Below are 22,851 nucleotides of genomic sequence, written 5' to 3' on the forward strand. Positions count from 1 at the left end.
GGGGGACCGGCCGGTGCCCGCGCTCCCGAAGGAGTCCGGTCCCGGCCGGTGCCGTGGTGCGGAGCGTGGGTCATGCCGGACGGCGGCCGTGGTTCGAGCGGCCTTTCCTGGTGCGCCACTTGCGTTTGCGCGTTCTCTTCGACATGCCCCTCGTGCTTAACCGAGGACGGGGCATCCGTCGAGGGCACGCGCACGACGCGTCCGCGCGGGCTCGGCCACCCGGCCGCGCGCGCGTGGCCGGGTGAGGGGGACACCGGCCGGTGTCCGCCGGTGCCAGGGAGTCACGCGCGTCCGACGGGCGCGGACACCGCCTCCGTGAGCCGCGCCAGGTCGGCCGGGGACAGCTCGACCTCCAGGCCGCGACGGCCCGCCGAGACACAGATCGTGGCGTGGGCGGACGCCGAGGCGTCCAGCACCGTGCGGAGCCTCTTGCGCTGGCCGAGCGGCGAGATGCCGCCCCGGACGTAGCCCGTCGTGCGCTCCGCCGCCGCGGGGTCGGCCATCGCGGCCCGCTTGCCGCCCACCGCCGTGGCGAGGGCCTTCAGGTCGAGCGAGCCCGCCACCGGGACCACCGCGACCACCAGCGCCCCGTCCACGTCCGCCACCAGGGTCTTGAAGACCCGCTCCGGGGAGACCCCCATGGCCTCGGCCGCCTCCTCGCCGTACGAGGGGTGGGAGGGGTCGTGCTCGTACGCGTGGACCGTGTACGGCACCCCGGCCTCCGTCAGCGCCACCGTCGCCGGGGTTCCTCCGGGCTGCTGCTTCTTCGGCTTCTTCGCCATCGGCCCTCCCGTACGCGTCAGTTCAGGCTCGTCGGGCCGCGCGTCAGTTCCGACGCGGGCAACGACGGCAGATTACGGATGATGGCGGTCTCCGTGCGCAGCAGTTTCAGCTCCTCGCGCAGCCGGGACGCGGTGTCCGGGGCCTGGAGCAGGCTCTGCCGGGCCGGGACGTCCAGCATCACGGCGGCGGCGACGAGGTAGGAGACCACCGCCGGTTCGTCCGGCAGGTCCGCGCCGGTCGACAGCGAACGCTCCCGCGCTCCGGCCAGCCGCTTCTGGTACTGGCGGAAGGCGCGCAGCACTCCCTCGGCGAGCGCGCCCGCCTCCTCGCCGGGTTCCTCCGGCAGTTCCTCCAGCTCGGCCGTCAGATACGGCCCGGAGGCGTCCACGGAGAGGAGCCGGACGCGGGTCGTGCCGGTCGCCAGGACCTCGAAGCTGCCGTCGGCGCGCTCCCGGACGGTCGCCGCGTCCGCGATGCAGCCGACCGTGTGGAAGGCCTTCACCGGGTCGTCGCCGAAGCCGGCCGCGGCCCCGCGCTCGGGTACGGCGGTCTGGTCCGGCATGCCGGGAGCGCTGGGCGAGACCTCGTGGCCGTCGCGGATGGCGACGACGGCGAAGCGGCGCGGTTCGTCCTCGGCGATCTTGAGCAGATCGCGCATCATCGCGCGATAGCGCTCCTCGAACACGTTCAGAGGAAGCACGAGCCCGGGGAACAACACCGAGTTCAGGGGGAAGAGCGGGAGCCGGACGGTGGTCACGACGCGAAAGCCTAATGGTCGCCGGAGCGATCAGGTCCGCCGTGCCCACCGACTGGATGCCGATCGGGCCGCGGAGCCCGCAGCGGAAGCCCCGCCGCGACCTCCAGACGGACGCCGTCGCGCATCTCCAGGAACTGGCCGAGCGGGTCGTCGGAGACCCTGTCCCAGGGGAAGGAGGTCGCGTACGGGCCGATGAGGCGCAGCTGTTCCAGGGCGTCCTGCCAGCGGTCGAGGCGGATGAGGACGTAGGTCAGCAGGTTGCGGACCTCGGCGGGCCACGGGTCGGCGGCGGCGTAGGACGCGGAGACCTCGATCGCGAGATCCGCCGCGGCGTCCAGCCTCTTCCGGGGCATCCGGGGACCGCCGCCCTCGGTGAGGTACGCGAAGGCCGCGCGGACCGGCAGCGCCTGCACGAGAGAGCCCGGCAGGGCGTCCTGCGCGGCCGGCTCGGCGAAGTCGAAGCACTCCCGGTGCGAGCCGTACCAGGCGGCCGACAGGTACTGGAGGGCTGCCACGTGGCAGCCGTAGTGGTGCGGTGAGCGCCGGACGGCCTCGCCCCACAGCCGCTCGAACCCGGTGTGTCCGAGGTTCGTGCCGCGCGCGTGGTCGAGCGCGATCCGCCACGGCACCGGGTCGCGCGGGTCGCCCTCGGCGGCTGACGTGATCAGCGGGCTCACCTCGCGCAGCAGTTCCGCCCGCGCGGGCGACTCCCAGCCGCGCCGCACCGCCAGTTCCGCCCTGACGAGCAGCGCGTCCGGGTCGTGCGGGTCGGCGGCCTGCCACGCCCGCAGCCACTGGTCGCGAGAGCGCGCGAAGGCCGCGAGGCGCAGGGCGTACCGGTCGCGGCTCTCCCACTCGGCGGCGTCACGGGTGGCGGCGAGCAGCTTGGCGGCGGGGGCGTACTCGCCGCGGCCCGCCGCGACGAGCGCGGGGCCGAGGCGTTCGTCGGGCGCGTCGAGCAGCACCTCGTCGTCGGCGGGCAGCCCGACGGCGAGGCGGGAGGTGTTCCGTGCCATCCGGGCCGTACGGATGAGTGCGCGCAGCAATGCCATGGTGTCGACTATTGAAAACCGCAGGTCGGGGCTGCACCAGAGGGACGCGGTGACGCTTTCGTAACCGTCGTTCGGTTGCTTCGGCCCTGGTCAAGGACGGGCAAAGAGTGGCTCGTTCCGGTACTCGGCCACCGTGCGGGGGGCCGGACCGGCTCCGGGGCGCCCAGGGAGCGTGCCTGCCGCTCCGGGCCGGGGCCGCCGAGGTGCGCGGACGGGCGGCCCGTGTCGGCGCGAAAGCCCCCGGCGCGGTACGGGCCGCCGGCTCAGCCGCGCCGCAGCAGCCGGGTCGCCCCGGCCGCCACCGTCGTCGCCAGGATCCAGCCGAGCAGGATCACCGCCGCGGACAGCCACTGCCAGCCGCCGCGCAGCTGCCAGGCCCCGACCTGGCCCAGGTCGATCACCGGCAGCAGCAGGTCCAGGGCGAAGAGCGAGGCGTTCCACTGGGGATGGGAGCCCGCGTCGACCGGCGGATGGTCGGCGTGCGCGAAGGCGACCGACGCCGCCGCCCACAGCACCGCCATCCACAGGGCGGCCCGGCCCGGCCGGTACCCGTAGGCGACCGTCCAGTCCTGTGCGTACCCCCAGAGCTTGGCGGCGAGGGGCAGGGTCTCGCGGCGGCGGCGCTGCTTGGCGAGCAGCACCTCGCGGGCGTCCTCGTCCTCGCCGGAACCGCGCAGCACGGCGGCCAGCCGCTCGTACGGCTCCGGGTTGTACTCGGCGGTCGCCGCCGCCACCCACTCCAGGCGGCGGGTCAGCGGGAAGGCGCCCTGCGGCACCAGGCTCTCGTAGGCGAAACCGCCCATGTGCAGCGCGCCGGGGGCGGGCCAGCTGGACGCCCGGTCGACCAGGGTGACGATCCGCGCGCCGGACAGCACGACCTTGCCGCGTTCCGGTGCCTCGCCGAGGAAACGCAGCTCGGGCGTCTGCACCCGGCGCAACGACAGCTCCTGGTCCTCGCCGAGGACGAAGCGGGCCCGTTCCAGATCGAGCGCGTCACCGAACCGCCCGTCGTCCAGGCGGACACCGCCCTGGCACTCGAACCGCTGCACCAGCGTGCCGCGCGCCGGGGTGGTGCCGCTGGTCAGCACCGGATTGCCGAGCCCGGCCGGGGTCATGTACACCGTGCGGTTGACGGTCAGCTGGGGGGCGTTGAGGGCGAGCCGGGAGTACGGGTTGCTGAGCCGGCTGCCGCGCAGGCTCAGCGAGACGCCGACGGTGGCGCCGCGCAGGCTCAGCTCGCCGTGCGACTCCAGCATCTCCGCCTGGAGGTCCTGCCCGACGGTCATGCCGTCGCCCGTGATCGAACGCCCGCGCCGGTCCCGGTAGACCACGGCCTGGTTGAGCAGCAGGTCCGTGCCGATGTGCGCGTCGGTCAGCCGGACGCCGTTGTGGAAGCGGCAGCGGGGCAGATGCAGATCGCCCTCGGTGTGCAGCCGGGCCGCCTCCAGGCGGGGCACCGCGCAGTCCACCAGCCGTACGGTCGTGAAGCGGGTCTCCGGGAGCAGGACCTCCTTCTCGAAGCGGCATCCCTTCAGCTCCACGTACGGCACCACCGTGCCACCCGCGAGGTCGAGCACCCCGGTGATCAGTACGCCGGTCAGCTTCAGGGAGGCGACCCGGCCCTGCAGGGGAGGCGGCCCGTCGAGCAGCAGCCAGGCGACGATCCGGGCCCGGACGCTCCGCCCGGGCCCCCAGGGATGGCCGCCGTGCGGATCGTCGGCGGTGCCGTCCCCGCAGCGCAGGTCGTACACGCTGCCGTTGCGGAACGCCTGCCACATCCCGGCCTCGGCGGCGGTCAGTTCGTCCGGCAGATCCCCGGTGCGGAGGCCGGCACCCTCGGTCACGGCACGTCCCTTCCTCCCCGGCTACTCGCGGGTTTCGTACATGCGTGCAATGCCCGCTCAGTGACCGCCCGAACGCTATAGGTGAAGGGGATCTTCCGGTGAACCGAAGGTGGCTTGTATCAGCCATTGATACAGGCGTCCGGCGCCTCCGCGCCGTCTGAGAGAATTGTCCCCGTGATCTCTCGAATCGATCTGCGCGGCGACGCCCTCCCCGAGGGCACCGCCCTGCGCGACCTGCTGCCCCGAGCCGACTTCGACGTCTCGGCCGCCCTGGAGAAGGTGCGTCCGATCTGCGAGGCCGTGCATCATCGGGGCGACGCGGCGCTGATCGACTTCGCGGAGAAGTTCGACGGGGTCCGGCTGGAGTCCGTACGGGTCCCGGCCGAGGCTCTCGGCGACGCCCTGGAGCGGCTCGACCCCGCCGTGCGCGCGGCCCTGGAGGAGTCCATCCGCCGCGCCCGTCTGGTCCACCGCGAGCAGCGCCGGACGACGCACACCACCCAGGTCGTGCCCGGCGGCTCGGTCACCGAGAAGTGGGTGCCGGTCGACCGCGTCGGGCTGTACGCGCCCGGCGGCCGCTCCGTCTACCCGTCGTCCGTGATCATGAACGTCGTCCCGGCGCAGGAGGCCGGCGTCGGCTCCATCGCGCTCGCCTCCCCGGCCCAGGCCGCGTTCGGCGGTCTCCCGCACCCCACGATCCTCGCGGCCTGCGCCCTCCTCGGCGTCGACGAGGTGTACGCCGCCGGCGGCGCCACGGCCGTCGCGATGTTCGCGTACGGCACCGAGTCCTGCCCGTCCGTGAACATGGTCACCGGCCCCGGCAACATCTGGGTCGCCGCCGCCAAGCGCTACTTCACCGGCCGGATCGGCATCGACGCGGAGGCCGGACCGACCGAGATCGCGGTCCTCGCGGACGACACCGCCGACCCGGTGCACGTCGCCTCCGACCTGATCAGCCAGGCCGAGCACGACCCGCTCGCCGCCGCCGTCCTCGTCACCGACTCCGTCTCCCTCGCGGACGCCGTGGAGAAGGAGCTGGAACCGCAGGTCGCGGCCACCAAGCACATCGACGACCGGATCGTCCCGGCCCTGAACGGCCGGCAGTCCGCGATCGTCCTGGTCGACGGGATCGACGAGGGCCTTCGGGTCGTCGACGCGTACGGGGCCGAACACCTGGAGATCCAGACGGCGGACGCGGCGGCCGTCGCCGACCGGGTCAGGAACGCCGGAGCGATCTTCGTCGGCCCCTGGTCCCCCGTGTCGCTCGGCGACTACGCGGCGGGCTCCAACCACGTCCTGCCCACCGGCGGCTGCGCCTGCCACTCCTCGGGCCTGTCCGTCCAGTCCTTCCTGCGCGGCATCCACATCGTCGACTACACGAAGGACGCCCTCGCCGACGTCGCCCACCACGTGGTGACGCTCGCGGACGCGGAGGACCTGCCCGCCCACGGCGCGGCGATCAAGGCAAGGTTCGGATGGAAGGTACCCGAGGGCAAGTGACCGGCATCGACGATCTCCCCGTCCGGGACGAGCTGCGCGGCAAGTCCCCCTACGGGGCGCCCCAACTGGACGTCCCCGTACGGCTGAACACCAACGAGAACCCCTACCCGCTGCCCGAACCGCTCGTCGAGCGGATCGCCGAGCGGGTCCGCGACGCGGCCCGCGGGCTCAACCGCTACCCCGACCGGGACGCGGTGGAACTGCGCACGGAGCTGGCCGCCTATCTGACGAAGACCGGCAGGCACCTGGTCACCAGCGAGAACGTGTGGGCGGCCAACGGGTCGAACGAGGTCATCCAGCAACTGCTCCAGACCTTCGGCGGCCCCGGCCGCAGCGCGATCGGTTTCGAGCCCTCGTACTCGATGCACGCGCTCATCGCGCGCGGCACGGGCACGGCCTGGATCTCGGGGCCGCGCAACGCGGACTTCACCATCGACGCCGCCGCCGCCGAGCAGGCCGTCGCCGAGAACCGGCCCGACGTCGTCTTCATCACCACCCCCAACAACCCCACGGGCAACGCGGTCCCGCCCGAGACGGTCCTCGCGCTCTACGAGGCCGCGCAGCGGGCCAAGCCGTCGATGGTCGTCGTCGACGAGGCGTACGTCGAGTTCAGCCACGGCGACTCGCTGCTGCCGCTGCTCGAAGGACGGCCGAATCTCGTCGTCTCCCGCACGATGTCGAAGGCCTTCGGCGCGGCGGGACTGCGCCTCGGCTACCTCGCCGCCCATCCGGCCGTGGTGGACGCCGTCCAGCTCGTCCGGCTGCCGTACCACCTGTCGGCCGTCACCCAGGCGACCGCGCTGGCCGCCCTGGAGCACACCGACGTCCTGCTCGGATACGTGGAGCAGCTGAAGGCCGAGCGGGACCGGCTGGTCGCCGAACTGCGCGCCCTCGGCTTCGCGGTGACCGAGTCCGACGCCAACTTCGTGCAGTTCGGCCGGTTCGCCGACTCCCACGAGGCCTGGCGGCAGATCCTCGACCGGGGCGTCCTGGTCCGGGACAACGGCGTACCGGGGTGGCTGCGGGTCTCCGCCGGAACCCCGGAGGAAAACGACGCGTTCCTCGACGCGGTACGTGACTTGAAGAAGGAGCAGAGCGCATGAACCGCGTAGGACGCGTGGAGCGGGTGACGAAGGAGACGTCCGTCCTCGTCGAGATCGACCTCGACGGATCGGGCAAGGTCGACGTGTCGACCGGCGTCGGCTTCTACGACCACATGCTCGACCAGCTCGGCCGGCACGGCCTGTTCGACCTGACGGTGAAGACCGAGGGCGACCTGCACATCGACTCCCACCACACCATCGAGGACACCGCCCTCGCGCTCGGCGCCGCCTTCAAGCAGGCGCTCGGCGACAAGGTGGGCATCTACCGCTTCGGCAACTGCACCGTCCCGCTGGACGAGTCGCTCGCCCAGGTGACCGTCGACCTGTCCGGCCGCCCCTACCTCGTGCACACCGAGCCCGAGAAGATGGCGCCGATGATCGGCGAGTACGACACGACGATGACCCGGCACATCCTGGAGTCCTTCGTGGCCCAGGCCCAGATCGCCCTGCACGTCCACGTACCGTACGGGCGCAACGCGCACCACATCGTGGAGTGCCAGTTCAAGGCGCTGGCCCGGGCCCTGCGCTACGCCTCCGAGCGCGACCCGCGCGCCGAAGGCATTCTTCCTTCCACCAAGGGCGCACTGTGACCGGTCTTTCCAGCATTCTCATCGTCGTCGGTCTCTTCCTCCTCGGCGGGATCTACTCCTTCGTCAAGCAGCAGATGCCGAAGAGCCTCATCGTGCTGCTCTCCTTCGGTGCCGTGATGTGTCTCGTCGCGGGCGTGATGCGGCTGGCGGTGTGGGCGTGAGCGCAGCCGCCAAGAAGGTCGTCGTCTTCGACTACGGCTTCGGCAACGTGCGCTCCGCCGAGCGCGCCCTCGCCCGCGCCGGTGCCGAGGTCGAGATAACGCGCGACTTCGACACCGCGATGAACGCGCACGGTCTCCTGGTGCCCGGCGTCGGTGCCTTCGCCGCCTGCATGCAGGGCCTCAAGGAAGCGCGCGGCGACTGGATCATCGGCCGCCGGCTGGCCGGCGGGCGCCCGGTGATGGGCATCTGCGTCGGCATGCAGATCCTCTTCACCCGGGGCATCGAGCACGGTGTGGAGACCGAGGGCCTCGACGAGTGGCCCGGCACGGTCGGACCGCTGCAGGCCGACGTCGTGCCCCACATGGGCTGGAACACCGTGGACACCCCGGCGGACTCCCGGCTCTTCGCGGGCCTCGACGCCGACGCGCGCTTCTACTTCGTCCACTCCTACGCCGTCCACGACTGGTCCCTGGAGGTCGGCAACCCGCTGATGCGCGCGCCCCTGGTGAGCTGGTCCACGCACGGCAAGCCGTTCGTGGCGGCCGTCGAGAACGGCGCCCTGTGGGCCACCCAGTTCCACCCCGAGAAGTCCGGCGACGCCGGAGCCCAGCTCCTCACCAACTGGATCGGAACACTGTGAGCAAGCTCGAACTCCTCCCCGCCGTCGACGTCCGCGACGGCCAGGCCGTCCGTCTCGTCCACGGCGAGTCCGGGACCGAGACCTCGTACGGCTCCCCACTGGAGGCGGCGCTCGCCTGGCAGAGCGCGGGCGCCGAGTGGCTGCACCTCGTCGACCTGGACGCCGCGTTCGGCACCGGCGACAACCGCGACCTCATCTCCGAGGTCACCCGCGCGATGGACATCAAGGTCGAGCTGTCCGGCGGCATCCGCGACGACGCCTCCCTGGCGGCCGCCCTCGCCACCGGATGCACCCGCGTGAACCTCGGCACCGCCGCCCTGGAGACCCCCGAGTGGGTCGCCAAGGTCATCGCCGAGCACGGCGACCAGATCGCGGTCGGCCTCGACGTCCGTGGCACGACCCTGCGCGGGCGCGGCTGGACCCGCGACGGCGGCGACCTCTACGAGACGCTGGAGCGTCTCAACTCCGAGGGCTGCGCCCGCTACGTGGTGACGGACATCGCCAAGGACGGCACGCTCCAGGGCCCCAACCTGGAGCTGCTGCGGACCGTGTGCGCCGCCACCGACCGCCCCGTGGTCGCCTCCGGCGGGGTGTCCTCGCTGGACGACCTGCGCGCCATCGCCGAACTCGTGCCGCTGGGCGTCGAGGGCTCCATCGTCGGCAAGGCGCTGTACGCCAAGGCGTTCACCCTCGAAGAGGCCCTGGAAGCGGTGGCGAAGTGAGCGCCGTACACCGGGTGAACACCGGTGAGCCCTGGGAGGACGCCTTCGGGTACTCCCGAGCGGTGGAGCTGCCGAACGGCCTGGTGCTGGTCTCCGGCTGCACCTCCGTGCTCGACGGTGAGATCACCGAGGGCGGCCCGTACGACCAGGCGATCACCTCCTTCAACGTCGCCTTCGCGGCGCTGGAGCAGCTCGGCCTGGGCCGGGAGGACGTCGTTCGTACGCGCATGTACATCACGCACGCCCGGGACGTGGAGGACGTCGGCCGCGCCCACAAGGAGCTGTTCGACGCCGTCCGCCCCGCCTCGTCGATGATCATCGTTTCCGGGTTCGTGGACTCGCGCCTGGTCGTCGAGGTCGAGGTGGAGGCGTTCCGTTCGAGCGGTCCGGTGGACGAGGAGGCCTCATGAGCCTGGCGGTCCGGGTCATCCCCTGCCTGGACGTGGACAACGGCCGGGTCGTCAAGGGCGTCAACTTCCAGAACCTGCGCGACGCGGGCGACCCGGTCGAGATGGCCAAGGTGTACGACGCCGAGGGCGCCGACGAGCTGACGTTCCTGGACATCACCGCGTCCTCGGGCAACCGCGAGACCACGTACGACGTGGTGCGCCGCACCGCCGAGCAGGTCTTCATCCCGCTGACGGTCGGCGGTGGTGTCCGCACCGCCGAGGACGTCGACAAGCTGCTGCGGGCCGGCGCCGACAAGGTGGGCGTCAACACGGCCGCGATCGCCCGGCCCGACCTGATCCGCGAGATCGCGGAGCGGTTCGGCCGCCAGGTGCTGGTGCTCTCCGTGGACGCGCGCAGGACCGAGAGCGGTTCGTTCGAGGTCACCACGCACGGCGGCCGGCAGGGCACCGGCATCGACGCCGTCGAGTGGGCCCACCGGGCCGCCGAGCTGGGCGCGGGCGAGATCCTGCTCAACTCGATGGACGCGGACGGCACGAAGGACGGCTACGACATCGAGATGATCGAGGCCGTACGCAAGCACGTCACCGTTCCGCTGATCGCCAGCGGCGGTGCCGGGCGACTCGACCACTTCCCGCCCGCCGTCGGAGCGGGCGCCGACGCGGTCCTGGCCGCGTCCGTCTTCCACTTCGGTGATCTGCGGATCGGCGAGGTCAAGGAGACCCTGCGGGAGGCCGGGCACCCCGTCCGCTAGGACCGCCCGCCGGACTCCGGCACCACGTCAACGGCCCGCATCCGAGCAGCACTTGCTGCCGGGTGCGGGCCGTTCGCCTGCCTCGTCCTCGGCCGTGGCACACCGGCCGTGCTGCCGCCGGCACACGCCACGTTCCGGCCGGGGAGAGCGGACCGGGAGACGCCGCTCCCCGGTCGGACGGGCGCGGCCCGGCGCAAGCCAAGGCCGGTGATTCTGCCGATGTGCGCGGGCGGTTGAGGGCCGGACAGTTGCCACCGCAACCACCGAGACGGACCCCGCCGCTCCGCAGCGCCATCCGACACCCATGCCCCGGCAGCGCCGTGGCGCGGTGCGGGTCCGTCGTCCCTCACCGAGAGGATGCACCCACCGTGCAGCAGAACCGCGCACTCCCCGCCGCACCCGGCGGCCCCGCCCCGTCCGGACGCCGACCGCATCGACTCACGAGCCGCCTGGTGCGGGCCGGTCTCGCGGCGCTCCTGGCAGCGGGCGGGCTCGTCGCCGCCCAGGCCACCGGAGCGCAGGCCGCCGGAGAACCGGTCGTCGCGGCGCAGCTCGCCGCGAACCCGTACGAGCGCGGCCCCGCCCCCACGACGGCCAGTATCGAGGCGACCCGAGGTTCGTACGCCGTCTCGCAGACCAGCGTCTCCTCGCTGTCGGTGTCCGGCTTCGGCGGGGGCACCATCTACTACCCGACCTCGACGAGCGACGGGACCTTCGGCGCGGTCGCCATCTCCCCCGGATACACCGCGTACCAGTCGTCCATCTCCTGGCTCGGACCGCGGCTCGCCTCCCAGGGCTTCGTGGTGTTCACCATCGACACCCTGACCACCCTCGACCAACCCGACAGCCGTGGGCGGCAGTTGCTCGCCGCGCTCGACTACCTGACCCAGCGCAGCTCCGTGCGGACCCGGATCGACAGCACCCGGCTCGGCGTGATGGGCCACTCCATGGGCGGTGGCGGCACGCTGGAGGCGGCGAAGAGCCGTCCCTCGCTCCAGGCGGCCATCCCGCTCACCGGCTGGAACCTGGACACCACCTGGCCGGAGATCAAGACGCCGACACTGGTCGTGGGCGCCGACGGGGACACGATCGCGCCCGTGGCCACCCACTCCGAGCCCTTCTACCAGAGCCTGCCGAGCACCCTCGACAAGGCGTACCTGGAGCTGCGGGGCGCCACCCACTTCACGCCCAACAGCTCGAACACCACGATCGCGAAGTACAGCATTTCGTGGCTGAAGCGGTTCATCGACAACGACACCCGCTACGAGCAGTTCCTCTGCCCGCTGCCGCAGGCGTCCCTGGCGATCGCCGAGTACCGGGGCAACTGCCCGCACACCTCCTGACCTCGACCCGCACGACCCCGTGCGCGGGTGACGGCCACCGGATCCGGTGGCCGTCACCCGCGTCGGCGCCCGCCGCCGGACGCGGCGCCTCTGCCCCGGCCCGTGGGGACGGCGGCAGTTGTGCCGGCGCACAAGCCTTGCCTCCCGGGCCTGGGAGCCGGCCCATCCGGCACCCCTCCGGGGCCCTGTCCGTCCTGGTCACAGGGGGTTTCCGGGGCGAGTCGGGCAAGTGAACGCGGGTCTTCCGCCTTCGTTTACGCGGAAGTAACGTGACGGTCGTGACGGGAAACGCGACTGCGCGAAGTCCACTCCGGACAGCGGGCCGGAGCGCCTTACCGCCGCCCTCGCGAGGGGCGGCGCACGAGCCGGGCCGGAGCCGCGAGCCCGGCCGCCCGGCCCCTCCCGGGTGCCCGGCGGAGCGCCCCGACCTGCCGGGCCCCACGCCACCCCGGGCTGCCGCGACCGCTCCGGAGCCGCCCCGCCGCGTGGACGACGCCGGCACCGGAGCGGCCGCACGCCGCCCCCAGAGCCCCGAGGGCCGGGACCGACAGGACGGTGTCGAACGCCGGGTGCCGCCGTTCGGCCCGCGTCGAACGGCGGTCGTATACGACCCCGGCCCACAGGGCACTCCTCGGTCCGGTGGAGGATCGAGCCCCGGTGGGGAGTCGGGGATCGCGCCGACGGCCGCCGAACTCCCCGATCCCACCCCGCGGTTCGCCACCGGGCCCGCCCGCTCCGGCGCACCGTCGATCGTCCTCCCGGCCGGTGACGGGCTTACGGACGCCGCCGAACTCGCCCTTCCCGCCGGGGGAGTCGAAGCCGGTCCGGCCGGCCCCGGCTCGGCGGGCGCGGACTCCGCCGGTACCGCCATCCGGCCCGCCGCCCGAACCGGCGACGAGGGCGGACGCGCCCTCGGACTCATCGACGCGGCGGAGCAGGCCCGGCTCTCCGGACTTCCGCGCCGGGCCCGGGAGTTGCTCGCGCAAGCTCGGTACGAGGGGGCGCCCGACGCCGTCCGCGGAGCGGCCCAGCTGGTGTACGGACGGCTCGGCCTCCAGGACGGGCCCGTCGCCGACGCCCACGAAGTGCTCTTGCTGGCAGCCGAGTTGCTGGCCCGTGCCGATCCCGCCCGCGCCCTGGCCGCCCGGCTCGCCGCGATGGAGGCCGCCTGGGCGGTGGGCGACGCGGCGGCCTGCCTGGAGGTCCTGGATCGCGGTCCCGGACCCGGTGGATCCGACGACGTGAACCCCGTTGTGGGAGCGGCGGACTCCGAGGGCCCGGACCACGCGCCCGGGCAGCCGGCGGCCGACGGCGGGGTCGCGGCGTACCGGGCCGGGATGTCCGCGGTCATGCACGGCCGGCTGGACACCGGGCGGACGCGGTTGCGGGAAGTGGTCGCCGGGGCGGGGGCCGCGGGGATGCACGACGGACCCGAGTCCCTGCTGCTGGCCGGGGGAGCGGCGCTCGTCACCGGTGACCTCTCCGCCGCCTGCCGGGCCAACTCCCGCGCGCTCGCCGTCGCCAGGGCCCGCGGACCGTACGTCCTGGTCGCCCAGGCCCTGGAGCGCCTCGCGTACGGGGAACTGCGCGCGGGCCGGCACGCGCGGGCCCGCGCCCACGCCGAGGACGGCCTGCGCACCGCCCTCGCCGCCGGGCAGAGCAACCTCGCGGCCCACCACCACGCGATCCTCGCGCTGGTGGCGTCCGTCGAGGGGTCCCAGGAGGCCGTCGCGGAGCACGCGACCGCCGCCGAGCGCATCGCCGCGCCGCACGGTCTCGCGCAGGCCGCCACCCTGTCCCAATGGGCGCGGGCCCGTGCCGATCTGGCCCGCGGCCGGCTCCCGGAGGCCGCCGCGCGGCTCGGCCCGCTGGTCGGCGCCGGCCCGCGCCACGGCCACTTCGCCCTACGGATGCTCGCCGTCCCCTGCTTCGTGGAAGCGGCCGTCCGCACCGGCGAGGCGGAGGCCGCCCGGTCGGCGGTCGCCGAGTTCACACACTGGGCCGCACAGGGCGCCGATCCGCAGGCACCGGCACAACTGGCGCGCTGTCGGGCGCTGTTGAGTGACGGTGACGGCTGCGAGCCCCTGTTCGCCGCCGCGCTCGCCCACCACGAGGAGGCCGGCGGTGACTTCGAACGCGGTCGCACCCAACTCCTGTACGGGGCCTGGCTGAGACGGCGGCGCAGACCGGGGGAGGCGCGTGGCCGCCTCCGGGACGCGCTGGTGTCCTTCGAGCGGGGCGGCGCGCTCGGCTGGGCGGCGCAGACGAGAGCGGAACTGCGGGCCACCGGTGACGCGGCCCCGGCCGAACCGGTGGGCCCGCTGGCCCTCCTGACACCCCAACAGCTGCGGATCGCCCGCTGTGTGGCGGAGGGAGCCACCAACCGCGAAGTGGCGCTGCGCCTGTCGGTCAGCCCCCGCACGGTGGACCATCACCTGCGGAATGTCTTCGCCGCCCTGGGGGTGCGTTCCCGCGTCGAACTCTCCCGCTGGGTGGACCGCGCGGAGAAGACCACCGCACACCCCTAGGTACCGACTGGGCGGTATGTCATCCTGCGGGATCAGGAGGTCCGGAGCACCCGTGTGCCGCGCGTCGGCCGCCGGGACCGGCCGGACCGAGCCGACTCCGGTGGAGGACAGCGATGCAGCACCTCGTACCCGCCCACGGCCGGCCCCTGCCCGGACGGCGGCCCCTGGTACCGGCCGCGCGCTCCGCCGTCGACGCGGAGGCCCTCTCGGTCCTGCACCGCGCCGCCCGGGCACTGATGGCGGGGCTGCCCGAGCTGACCGAACGCCTGATGACGCTGCTGAGGGAGCGTGAGCCCGCCTACCGCACGGCCATGGAGACCGACGTGGACGGCGTGCGCGACGAGGTGCAGCGCTCGTTGCGGCTCAACGTCGGCTCCCTGATCCGGCCCGGCGAGCTGCGCGAGGACGCCCAGCGCTGCTCCTGGGCCATCGGCAGGGCGCGGGCCGAACGCGGACTCCCGCTGGACGCGCTGCTGCGCGCCTTCCGCCTCGGCGGCGGCATGATCTGGCAGGAACTCGTCGACGAGACGACCCGCCGGCATCCCGCCGACGCCCGCCTGCTCGTCCATGTCGCCGCCGACGTCTGGAACTTCGTCGACGACCACTGCGCCGTGGTGGCCGACGCCTACCGGCAGACCGAGCGCGAGCTGATGTGGCGCCGGGAGAACAGGCTGCGGCTGATGACGGCCGCGCTGCTCGACGGCACCGCGCGGATCGCCGACCTGCCCGCCACGGCGGCCGCCCTCGGCCTCCCCGAACAGGGGAGGTACGCGGTCGTCCTGGCCCGCCTGCCCGCCGGCCGGGCGTTCGCCGAGGCGCGGAGCCAGGTGCACCTCTCCGGGCTGCGCGTCCTCTGGTACCGCGACCGCGACCGGGACGGCGCGGGCAGTTACGGCATCGTCCTGCTCGGCGGACACCCCCACGACGGGGACGGACCCGGCCACGGCCACGAGACCGGACTTCTCGACACCGGCACCGGGCCGACGTACGGCACCGGGGAACGCACCCCGGGCGCCGACGACGACGGCGGTGACGGACGGGACGAGGGGCGCCCGTGGGCGTACGGACTCGACGTGGACGCCGGGGAGATCGCCCGCCGGCTGACCGCCCCGCCCGTGGCCCGGATCGGGGTCAGCCCGGTGGTGGAGGGCCTCGCGGCGATCGGTGACGCCCGCCGGCTGGCCGACACCGCCCTGCGGGCCTGCCCCCGGTCCGGCGGCACCGTCGTGCTGGAGGAACACCTGCCGGCCGCGCTCGTCGTCTCCGCCCCCGCCCTCGGTGCCGCGCTCGCCGAGCGGGTCCTCGGGCCGCTGCTGCGGCTGGACCTGTCCGACCGGGACATCATGCTCGACACCCTCACGGCCTGGCTCGCCTGCGACGGGTCCGCGCAGCGGGCCGCCGGACGGCTCTACTGCCACCGCAACACGGTCCTGAACCGGCTGCGCCGCTGCGAGCAGCTCACCGGCCGCTCGCTGACCCGCCCCGCGGACGTGGTGGAGCTGTCCCTGGCGCTGGCCGCGCACACGCTGCTCGACCCCTGAGCGGCGGCGCTCGCCGCCCCGTCGTGGGGGAAGCCCCGGTCGCCTCGGCGGCCGGGGCTTCGTCGTGGGAGCCGACGGTCCGCCGGTGCGGGCGGGCGAGACGCGGTGGACGCGGTGGGCGCGACGGAGCGCGAAGAGTGTGAAAGAGAAGTTGCGCAATTTTGATTGCGCAACTTTTCTTTCGCATCTACGCTGAAGGCATGACACGCAAGGAAGACCGTCGGATCAGCGACATGGGGACGCTCAAGGCGATCGCCCACCCGCTCCGCATGCAGCTGTACCGCGCCCTGCACGTCGCCGGGGCGGCCACGGCTTCCCAGCTCGGCGAACAGGTCGACGAGGCGCCGTCGCTGGTCAGTTACCACCTGCGCAAACTCGCCGAGCACGGCCTGATCGAGGAGGCCGAGCCGCGCAGCGACGCCCGCGAGCGCTGGTGGCAACCGGCCTCGGAAGGCGTGAGCGTCCACGACGAGGACTTCCGGAGCGCCCCGGAGAAGGCCGCCGCCCACACCGCGTTCGCCCGGCTCCTCGTCGACCAGCGGGCCGCCCTCTACCGGCGTTTTCTGGACGAGCGGCACGCCTGGGGCGCCGAGTGGGGCGGCGCCGCGTCCGACTCCGAGTCGAACCTGCGCCTGACCCCGGCCGAACTGGCCGCGCTCAACAAGGAGTTGCTCGACGTCATCAGGAAGTACGACGAGAAGGGCCGCGCGGACGAGGCGGCCGGCGACACCGAAGGGCGCGAGAACGTCGCGCTGCACACGTACGGCTTCCCCTTCCGCGCCTGACTCCGAGAGGACCCGGTCCGTGACCACGACCGTCATACCGCCCGCCGCCCAGGCCCCCGGCAGAGCCGCCCACCGCGACGGCAACGTACTGCGCTGGCTCGGTGCCTACACGGCCTCGATGATCGGCGACAACGTCTTCTACATCGCCCTGTCCTGGGCGGCAGTCCAGTCCGGCACGCCGTCGCAGGCGGGGCTCGTGATGGCCGTCAGCGCCGTGCCGCGGGCCCTGCTGATGCTGGGCGGGGGAGTGGTCGCCGACCGGTTCGGGCCGCGCAGGGTGGTCATCGGCAGCGACGCGGTGCGGTGCGCGGCCGTCCTGACCGTCGCCGCGCTGCTCTTCGTGACCAGTCCCGGGCTCTGGCTGCTGGCTCTGCTCGCCGTGGTCTTCGGCATCGTCGACGCCGTGTTCATGCCCGCCGTGGGCGCCCTGCCCGCCCGGGTGACCGGCCGGGACCAGCTCGCCCGGGTCCAGGGCATGCGCGGCCTCGCCGTCCGCTTCGCCAACGTGGTGGGCGCGCCCCTCGGCGGACTCGGCGTGGCCCTCGGCGGCTCGGCGACGGCGTTCGCGCTCGCCGGCCTGCTCATCGCGGTCTCGGTGCCGCTGCTGATCTCCGTACGGATGCGGGAGCCGGCGCCGGGCGTCGCCGACGGCGCGAACACCCCGGACGTGGTCGCCGATGCCGACGGAACGCCTGGGGACCTCGGCGCGGTCCCCGCGCGCGTGGACGAATCCGCCCCGGACGCGCGCGTGCCCGACGGCGAGGACGGCGCGGCCGCCGCGCCGGAGCAGCCCGCCCGCGCCACCGCTTGGCGCGATCTGCGCGACGGACTGCGCTACATCCGGGGCCACCGCGTCCTCGCCCCGCTCATCGTCACCATCGCCCTCGGCGACCTCGGCTTCGTGGGCCCCCTGAACGTGGGACTGGCCCTGCTCGCCGACCGGCGAGGGTGGGGCGCGTCCGGCATGGGCCTCGTGGTCGCCGCCTTCGGCGCCGGCGCGGGAGCCGCCGCGCTGCTGCTGGCCTGGCGCGGCACGCTGCCGCGCGCCGGGAGCGCCGGCGCCGCGGCCCTCCTCGGCGGCTCGGTCGCCATCGGCGCGCTCGCCTACGTGCCGGGCGTCGGCGCGGCCGTCGGTGTCGCCCTCGCCATCGGACTGCTCGCCGGACTCAGCGGGGCCCTGTGCGGAGCGCTCCTGCAGACCCAGTCCGACCCCGCCTACCTGGGCCGGGTCACCGCCGTCGCCGGCATCGTCAGCCTCGGCCTCGCCCCGCTCAGCATGCCGCTGACCGCCGCCGCGATCGGCTGGTGGGGCACCGGTCCCGTCTTCGTCGGCAGCGCCGTCGTGTGCGGCCTCGGCGGGGTCGTCGCCCTGGGCGTACGGGACCTGCGGCGGGCCGAACTGCCCCGCTGACGGGTTCGCGACCGAACGGGCAGGAGCCCGACGGCCGGGGAGCGACGCAGGTCTGCGCCCCGGCCGGCGCCCGTCCCGGCGGTGCCCGCCGGACCGGCCGCACCGTCGGGCGGCCCGTGTCCTCAGATCCCCAGCTGCTTCCCTTCCTGAAGCCTGGTGATCGCCTCCTTGTCGCCGTCCAGCTCGACGTCCGCGACAGCCTGCCGGCCGAACGCGAACATCAGCAGCTCGGAGGACTCGCCGGTCACCGTCACGACCGGCGTGTTCTTGTTCAGCACCGTCGTCTGACCGTTCGGACGGCGCAGGACCACGCCCGTCGGGGTGCCGCGGCCCATCAGCCGGGCCGTGCGCTCCAGGCGCGACCAGAGGGCGTCCTGGAACACCGCGTCCAGCGGGCGCGGAGTCCAGCCGGGCTGCGCGCGCCGCACGTCCTCGGTGTGGACGTAGAACTCGACCACGTTCGACGCCTCGTCGATCTGCTTCAGGGAGAAGGGCGAGAACCGCGGCGGTCCCGTACGGACCAGCTGGATCAGTTCCTCGTACGGCTTCGTGGCGAACTCCGCCATCACCCGGTCGAGGCGGGGGGCGAGCTGCTTGACGAGGAGGCCGCCGGCCGCGTCGGGGCGGCGCTCGCGGACCACCACGTGGGCCGCGAGGTCCCGGGAGTTCCAGCCCTCGCAGAGGGTCGGGGCCTCCGGGCCCACGGCTTCCAACAGGTCGGCGAGAAGGAGTCGTTCACGCTTCGCATGGGTCGACATGCCAGCCAGCCTACGACCGGGTAGCCGGTCCGCCCAGTGGAGAACAGGGCGGATCCGGCCAGTCCCGCCCCGGGGACGGCCATCGGGTCCGGCCTGTGGACAACGGGCGGGTACGTCCGCCGGGCGCGGCACAATGGCACCCATGACCAGCACGCCTCCGCCCAGCAGCCTCGACCCCGAGATCGCCGCCCGCCTCAAGCGCGGCGCCGACGGACTCGTCCCCGCCATCGCCCAGCAGTACGACACCGGTGAAGTGCTGATGCTCGGCTGGATGGACGACGAGGCGCTGCACCGCACCCTCACCACGGGCCGCTGCACCTACTGGTCGCGCAGCCGCCAGGAGTACTGGGTCAAGGGCGACACCTCCGGCCACGTCCAGCACGTGAAGTCCGTGTCCCTGGACTGCGACGCGGACACGGTCCTCGTGCGCGTCGACCAGGTGGGCGCCGCCTGCCACACCGGCGACCGCACCTGCTTCGACGCCGACGTGCTGCTGAAGGACGCCGGGACCGGACCCGAGGGCGCCGATTCCGGTGTACCGGCCCGGGATCAGTAAGGTCAGCCGCCATGGACCTCGAGACGTTCCGCAAGCTGGCCACCGACCGCCGTGTCATCCCCGTCAGCCGCAAGCTGCTCGCGGACGGCGACACGCCGGTCGCGCTCTACCGCAAGCTGGCCGCCGAGCGCCCCGGCACGTTCCTGCTCGAATCCGCGGAGAACGGCCGCACCTCCCTGTCCTGGTCCCGCTACTCCTTCGTCGGCGTCCGCTCCGCCGCGACCCTCACGGAGCGGGACGGACAGGCGCACTGGCTCGGCACCCCGCCGGTCGGCGTCCCCGTGGACGGTGACCCGCTCGCCGCCCTGCGCGCCACGATCGAGGCACTGCACACCCCGCACGGCGAGGGCCTGCCCCCGTTCACCGGCGGCATGGTCGGCTATCTGGGCTACGACATCGTGCGCCGCCTGGAGAAGATCGGCCCCGGCGAGCGCGACGACCTGAAGCTGCCCGAGCTGACCATGCTGCTCACCAGCGACCTGGCCGTCCTCGACCACTGGGACGGCTCGGTCCAGCTCATCGCCAACGCCATCAACCACAACGACCTCGACACGGGCGTCGACGAGGCCTACGCGGACGCGGTCGCCCGTCTCGACGCCATGGAGGCCGACCTCTCGCGCGCGGTCTCCCAGCCGCCCGCCGCGCTCCCGCCCTCCGAACTGCCGGAGTACACCGCGCTCTGGGGCGGCCCCGACTTCCGGGCAGCCGTCGAGGACGTCAAGGAGCGCATCCGGGCCGGCGAGGCCTTCCAGGTCGTCCCCTCCCAGCGCTTCGAAACGCCGTGCACGGCCAGCGCGTTGGACGTCTACCGCGTGCTGCGGGCGACCAACCCCTCCCCGTACATGTACCTGTTCCGCTTCGACGGTTTCGACGTCGTCGGCTCCTCCCCGGAGGCCCTGGTCAAGGTCGAGGACGGGCAGGCGATGGTGCACCCCATCGCGGGCACCCGGCCGCGCGGCGCCACCGTCCAGGAGGACCAGGCCCTCGCCGACGAGCTGATCGCCGACCCCAAGGAGCGTGCCGAGCACCTCATGCTCGTCGACCTCGGGCGCAACGACCTGGGACGGGTCTGCGAGCCGGGCTCCGTCGAGGTCGTCGACTTCATGTCCATCGAGCGGTACTCGCACGTGATGCACATCGTGTCCACGGTGACCGGCCGCGTCGCCGCCGGCCGCACCGCGTTCGACGTGCTCACCGCCTGCTTCCCCGCCGGCACCCTGTCCGGCGCGCCCAAGCCGCGCGCGATGCAGATCATCGACGAACTGGAGCCCTCCCGGCGCGGGTTGTACGGCGGCTGCGTCGGCTACCTGGACTTCGCCGGCGACTCGGACACCGCCATCGCCATCCGCACGGCCCTGCTGCGCGACGGCACGGCGTACGTCCAGGCGGGCGCCGGCATCGTCGCCGACTCGGTCCCGGAGGCGGAGGACGAGGAGTGCCGCAACAAGGCGGCGGCAGTGCTCCGAGCGGTCCACACGGCCAACCGCCTCGGCACCTGACCCCGGCCGCCCGGCCCCGCCCAGCGCCCGGAGGACCGATCCGAGGACGTCACCGACCGGCAGGCGGCCGCGGTTGCCTGCGACCCGCGGGCCGACGGAAACGGCCACCCCGCAAGCGCCCCGCCCGCCCGGGACCGACCCCTGGAGCGGTCGGATCGCGGGCAGTTGAGGGACGTCCGGTCGGGGGCGGGGACGTACCGGTGCGGGCAATAGGACGAGGGTCACGTGAGCCCCGGGTGACGGTTCGCCCAGGGTTCAGGCGATAGTGGAGTACGTGACTGCTGTACCTCACCCCCGATCCGAAGCCGCCGGACCCTCCCGGTCCGGCCGCCGCAGCCTTGGCGTGGCCCTGCTGAGCGGTGCGCTCGGCGCGGCCGTGGCCCTGCTGTCCACCCGGCAGAGCTGGGCGGAGGGGACCGCGACCGTGGCCGGCGGCGCCTTTCCGCTGACCGCCAAGGGCAGCGACGTCACGGGCGTGCCCGCGGCGCTCGCGATAGTCGGCCTCGCCGCGCTCGTCGCCGTCTTCGCCGTCCGCCGTTCCGGCCGCCTGCTGGTCTCCGTGCTGCTCGCCCTCTCCGGCGCGGGCACGGTCGTGGCGGCCGTCCTCGGCGCGGGCGACAGCTCCGCCCTCGACGAACAGGCCGCCGCCGCCTCCGGCAACACCGCCGCCACCGCGGCCGGACTCAGCCACACCGCCTGGCCGTACGTGGCCGCGGCTGGTGGCGCGCTGATCCTGCTGGCCGGCCTGCTCGCCGTGCGTTACGGACGGCTGTGGCCCGCCATGTCCGGCCGCTACGAGCGCGACGGCGCCCCCCGGCCCCGCAGGACGAAGCCGGTGGACCCGGACCGCCCCGAGGACCTCTGGAAGGCCCTGGACCGCGGCGAGGACCCGACCGGCCCCGACCCTGCCGGGACCTGAGCCCCGGCCCGGGAGGACCTTCGTCCCACCCCACCGGGTCCCACGCCCCGGGCCGCACGTCCTGACGTGGCCGGACCGACGCGCGAGCGGCGACCCCCGGCTCACGGCAGACCCGTCCGTACGGGACAATGGACGGTGAGCGTCCGACTCACACACGCACACAGCAACGAGGAGCAAGTCATGGCGGGCAGCAGCCACGGTCACACCCCGGCCGCCTGGACCGGTGTCATCATCGCCTTCATCGGTTTCTGCATCTCGGGTGCCTTCATGGTGATGGCCGACCCGCTGGGCTTCTGGGCCGGTCTGGTCGTCGTCGCCCTCGGTGGTGTCGTCGGCATGGTCATGCGGAGCATGGGCCTGGGCCAGCCGAAGACCTCCTCCCAGCAGGTCGTGCGCGCCCGGGAGACCGCGAGCGCCGACGCCTGATCCGCGAAGGTCTTCGCCGAAGGGCGGTCCCGGCACATCCGCCGGGGCCGCCTTTCGCGTACCGGGCGAGCGTCCACCCCGCGCGCGAGGCAGAATGCGTTGGGTGAACGCCGAATCCCAGAGGGTGACGCAGACCGGGGGCCCCGGCTCCTGGAGCACGTCCGGCGCGGAGCCCCACGCCGGTCCCGCCGCGCAGGCGCCCACCGTCCCCGCTCCGGCCCCGGCAGCCCCCGCGGGCACCTCCTCCGCGGGGACGGGTACCGGCGCGGTCCTGCGGCGGCTCGCCGTCCCGGCCGGGATGCTCGCGGCCGTCGTCGGCGCCTTCGCCTACGTCGGGGCCGTCGACCCCAACCAGCCCGGGCACTACCCGGTCTGCCCGCTGCTGCGCCTCACCGGCGTGTACTGCCCCGGCTGCGGCGGTCTGCGCAGCGCGCACGCCTTCGTCCACGGAGACGTGGCCGCGGCGCTCACGGATAACGCGCTGGCCGTCGCCGGCTATCTCGTCTTCGCCGTCGTGTGGGCCTTCTGGGTGATCCGTGTGGTGCGCGGCCGGCCGGCCCGGCTCGACCTCGGACCGGTCCACCTGTGGAGCGTGGGCGCGTTGCTGCTGGTCTTCACGGTTGTCCGGAACCTGCCCTTCGGCGGCTGGTTGCATCCTTGATCAAATGACAAATGTCCAGGTAGTGGGACCGGCGTCAACCGGATGCGAGGGCTACGCCTTCCTCCGGATACCATCGCAGTGACTCACTTTTCCGTCAGCGACGGTGAAC

Annotated in this window: 23 protein-coding genes; 18 read left to right on the top strand and 5 right to left on the bottom strand. The window is 73.7% G+C overall.

Annotated elements, in window-relative coordinates:
* Positions 1 to 281: 281 nt before the first annotated feature.
* The 4 genes from ybaK to AB0C62_RS20605 all read right to left on the bottom strand — a co-directional run bounded on the left by ybaK (position 282) and on the right by AB0C62_RS20605 (position 4,436).
* Entirely contained in the window at positions 282 to 782 is a 501-nt protein-coding gene (gene ybaK, locus AB0C62_RS20590; RefSeq protein ID WP_355870090.1) for a Cys-tRNA(Pro) deacylase, read from the bottom strand.
* 17 nt (positions 783 to 799) lie between these two features.
* Positions 800 to 1,540 carry an LON peptidase substrate-binding domain-containing protein gene (locus AB0C62_RS20595; protein WP_362975079.1) on the bottom strand — a complete coding sequence of 247 codons (741 nt, stop codon included), beginning with the start codon at positions 1,538 to 1,540 and terminating at the stop codon, positions 800 to 802.
* 11 nt (positions 1,541 to 1,551) lie between these two features.
* Positions 1,552 to 2,592 carry a hypothetical protein gene (locus AB0C62_RS20600; RefSeq protein WP_362975081.1) on the bottom strand — a complete coding sequence of 347 codons (1,041 nt, stop codon included), beginning with the start codon at positions 2,590 to 2,592 and terminating at the stop codon, positions 1,552 to 1,554.
* Positions 2,593 to 2,855: 263 nt separating this feature from the next.
* Positions 2,856 to 4,436: an oxidoreductase gene (locus AB0C62_RS20605; protein WP_362975083.1), complete on the bottom strand. Its 1,581-nt coding sequence runs from the start codon at positions 4,434 to 4,436 to the stop codon at positions 2,856 to 2,858.
* 174 nt (positions 4,437 to 4,610) lie between these two features.
* On the opposite strand from AB0C62_RS20605, the gene hisD reads away from it, so the two are divergent.
* From hisD to AB0C62_RS20670, 13 genes are all read left to right on the top strand, one after another.
* Positions 4,611 to 5,936: a histidinol dehydrogenase gene (gene hisD / locus AB0C62_RS20610; protein WP_362975085.1), complete on the top strand. Its 1,326-nt coding sequence runs from the start codon at positions 4,611 to 4,613 to the stop codon at positions 5,934 to 5,936.
* The gene (locus AB0C62_RS20615; protein WP_362975087.1) at positions 5,912 to 7,039 is read left to right on the top strand and encodes a histidinol-phosphate transaminase; all 1,128 of its coding nucleotides are present in this window, start codon (positions 5,912 to 5,914) and stop codon (positions 7,037 to 7,039) included. Before hisD ends, AB0C62_RS20615 begins: the two co-directional genes overlap by 25 nt.
* Entirely contained in the window at positions 7,036 to 7,629 is a 594-nt protein-coding gene (gene hisB, locus AB0C62_RS20620; protein ID WP_081216706.1) for an imidazoleglycerol-phosphate dehydratase HisB, read from the top strand. Before AB0C62_RS20615 ends, hisB begins: the two co-directional genes overlap by 4 nt.
* A complete protein-coding gene (locus AB0C62_RS20625) occupies positions 7,626 to 7,790 on the top strand; it encodes a hypothetical protein (protein WP_362975089.1) in 165 nt (54 codons plus the stop codon). The genes hisB and AB0C62_RS20625 overlap by 4 nt, the downstream gene beginning before the upstream one ends.
* The gene (hisH, locus tag AB0C62_RS20630; protein ID WP_362975091.1) at positions 7,787 to 8,431 is read left to right on the top strand and encodes an imidazole glycerol phosphate synthase subunit HisH; all 645 of its coding nucleotides are present in this window, start codon (positions 7,787 to 7,789) and stop codon (positions 8,429 to 8,431) included. The genes AB0C62_RS20625 and hisH overlap by 4 nt, the downstream gene beginning before the upstream one ends.
* On the top strand, positions 8,428 to 9,153 hold the full coding sequence (priA, locus tag AB0C62_RS20635; RefSeq protein ID WP_362975093.1) for a bifunctional 1-(5-phosphoribosyl)-5-((5-phosphoribosylamino)methylideneamino)imidazole-4-carboxamide isomerase/phosphoribosylanthranilate isomerase PriA: 726 nt from the start codon (positions 8,428 to 8,430) through the stop codon (positions 9,151 to 9,153). The genes hisH and priA overlap by 4 nt, the downstream gene beginning before the upstream one ends.
* The gene (locus AB0C62_RS20640) at positions 9,150 to 9,563 is read left to right on the top strand and encodes a RidA family protein (RefSeq protein WP_362975095.1); all 414 of its coding nucleotides are present in this window, start codon (positions 9,150 to 9,152) and stop codon (positions 9,561 to 9,563) included. The genes priA and AB0C62_RS20640 overlap by 4 nt, the downstream gene beginning before the upstream one ends.
* Positions 9,560 to 10,315 carry an imidazole glycerol phosphate synthase subunit HisF gene (gene hisF, locus AB0C62_RS20645; protein ID WP_081216702.1) on the top strand — a complete coding sequence of 252 codons (756 nt, stop codon included), beginning with the start codon at positions 9,560 to 9,562 and terminating at the stop codon, positions 10,313 to 10,315. Before AB0C62_RS20640 ends, hisF begins: the two co-directional genes overlap by 4 nt.
* 452 nt (positions 10,316 to 10,767) lie before the next feature.
* Positions 10,768 to 11,658 carry a dienelactone hydrolase family protein gene (locus tag AB0C62_RS20650; RefSeq protein ID WP_362975168.1) on the top strand — a complete coding sequence of 297 codons (891 nt, stop codon included), beginning with the start codon at positions 10,768 to 10,770 and terminating at the stop codon, positions 11,656 to 11,658.
* A gap of 485 nt (positions 11,659 to 12,143) precedes the next feature.
* Positions 12,144 to 14,186, top strand: coding sequence for a helix-turn-helix transcriptional regulator (locus AB0C62_RS20655; protein WP_362975097.1), 2,043 nt, complete (start codon positions 12,144 to 12,146; stop codon positions 14,184 to 14,186).
* A gap of 113 nt (positions 14,187 to 14,299) precedes the next feature.
* Positions 14,300 to 15,727: a helix-turn-helix domain-containing protein gene (locus AB0C62_RS20660; RefSeq protein WP_362975099.1), complete on the top strand. Its 1,428-nt coding sequence runs from the start codon at positions 14,300 to 14,302 to the stop codon at positions 15,725 to 15,727.
* Positions 15,728 to 15,927: 200 nt separating this feature from the next.
* On the top strand, positions 15,928 to 16,512 hold the full coding sequence (locus AB0C62_RS20665; RefSeq protein WP_362975101.1) for a helix-turn-helix domain-containing protein: 585 nt from the start codon (positions 15,928 to 15,930) through the stop codon (positions 16,510 to 16,512).
* Between the two features lie 19 nt (positions 16,513 to 16,531).
* Positions 16,532 to 17,923, top strand: a complete 1,392-nt coding sequence (locus AB0C62_RS20670) for an MFS transporter (protein ID WP_362975103.1) — start codon at positions 16,532 to 16,534, stop codon at positions 17,921 to 17,923.
* Between the two features lie 122 nt (positions 17,924 to 18,045).
* On the opposite strand, the gene AB0C62_RS20675 is transcribed toward AB0C62_RS20670, so the two are convergent.
* Positions 18,046 to 18,681 (bottom strand): TIGR03085 family metal-binding protein, encoded by a 636-nt coding sequence (locus AB0C62_RS20675; protein WP_362975105.1) that lies wholly within the window; start codon positions 18,679 to 18,681, stop codon positions 18,046 to 18,048.
* 142 nt (positions 18,682 to 18,823) lie between these two features.
* Between AB0C62_RS20675 and hisI the strand changes: the two genes are divergently transcribed.
* The 5 genes from hisI (at position 18,824) to AB0C62_RS20700 (ending at position 22,742) form a co-directional block, all read left to right on the top strand.
* On the top strand, positions 18,824 to 19,237 hold the full coding sequence (hisI, locus tag AB0C62_RS20680) for a phosphoribosyl-AMP cyclohydrolase (RefSeq protein WP_362975107.1): 414 nt from the start codon (positions 18,824 to 18,826) through the stop codon (positions 19,235 to 19,237).
* An 11-nt stretch (positions 19,238 to 19,248) separates the two neighbouring features.
* Positions 19,249 to 20,736 carry an anthranilate synthase component I gene (locus AB0C62_RS20685; protein ID WP_362975109.1) on the top strand — a complete coding sequence of 496 codons (1,488 nt, stop codon included), beginning with the start codon at positions 19,249 to 19,251 and terminating at the stop codon, positions 20,734 to 20,736.
* A gap of 265 nt (positions 20,737 to 21,001) precedes the next feature.
* Complete coding sequence (locus AB0C62_RS20690) at positions 21,002 to 21,655, top strand: TIGR02234 family membrane protein (protein ID WP_362975111.1); 654 nt, start codon at positions 21,002 to 21,004, stop codon at positions 21,653 to 21,655.
* Between the two features lie 180 nt (positions 21,656 to 21,835).
* Positions 21,836 to 22,081 (top strand): HGxxPAAW family protein, encoded by a 246-nt coding sequence (locus AB0C62_RS20695; protein ID WP_362975113.1) that lies wholly within the window; start codon positions 21,836 to 21,838, stop codon positions 22,079 to 22,081.
* Between the two features lie 271 nt (positions 22,082 to 22,352).
* Positions 22,353 to 22,742 (top strand): DUF2752 domain-containing protein, encoded by a 390-nt coding sequence (locus AB0C62_RS20700; RefSeq protein WP_362975170.1) that lies wholly within the window; start codon positions 22,353 to 22,355, stop codon positions 22,740 to 22,742.
* The last annotated feature ends 109 nt before the right edge of the window (positions 22,743 to 22,851 follow it).

It is taken from the genome of Streptomyces sp. NPDC048643, assembly GCF_040650615.1.
Lineage (GTDB): Bacteria > Actinomycetota > Actinomycetes > Streptomycetales > Streptomycetaceae > Streptomyces.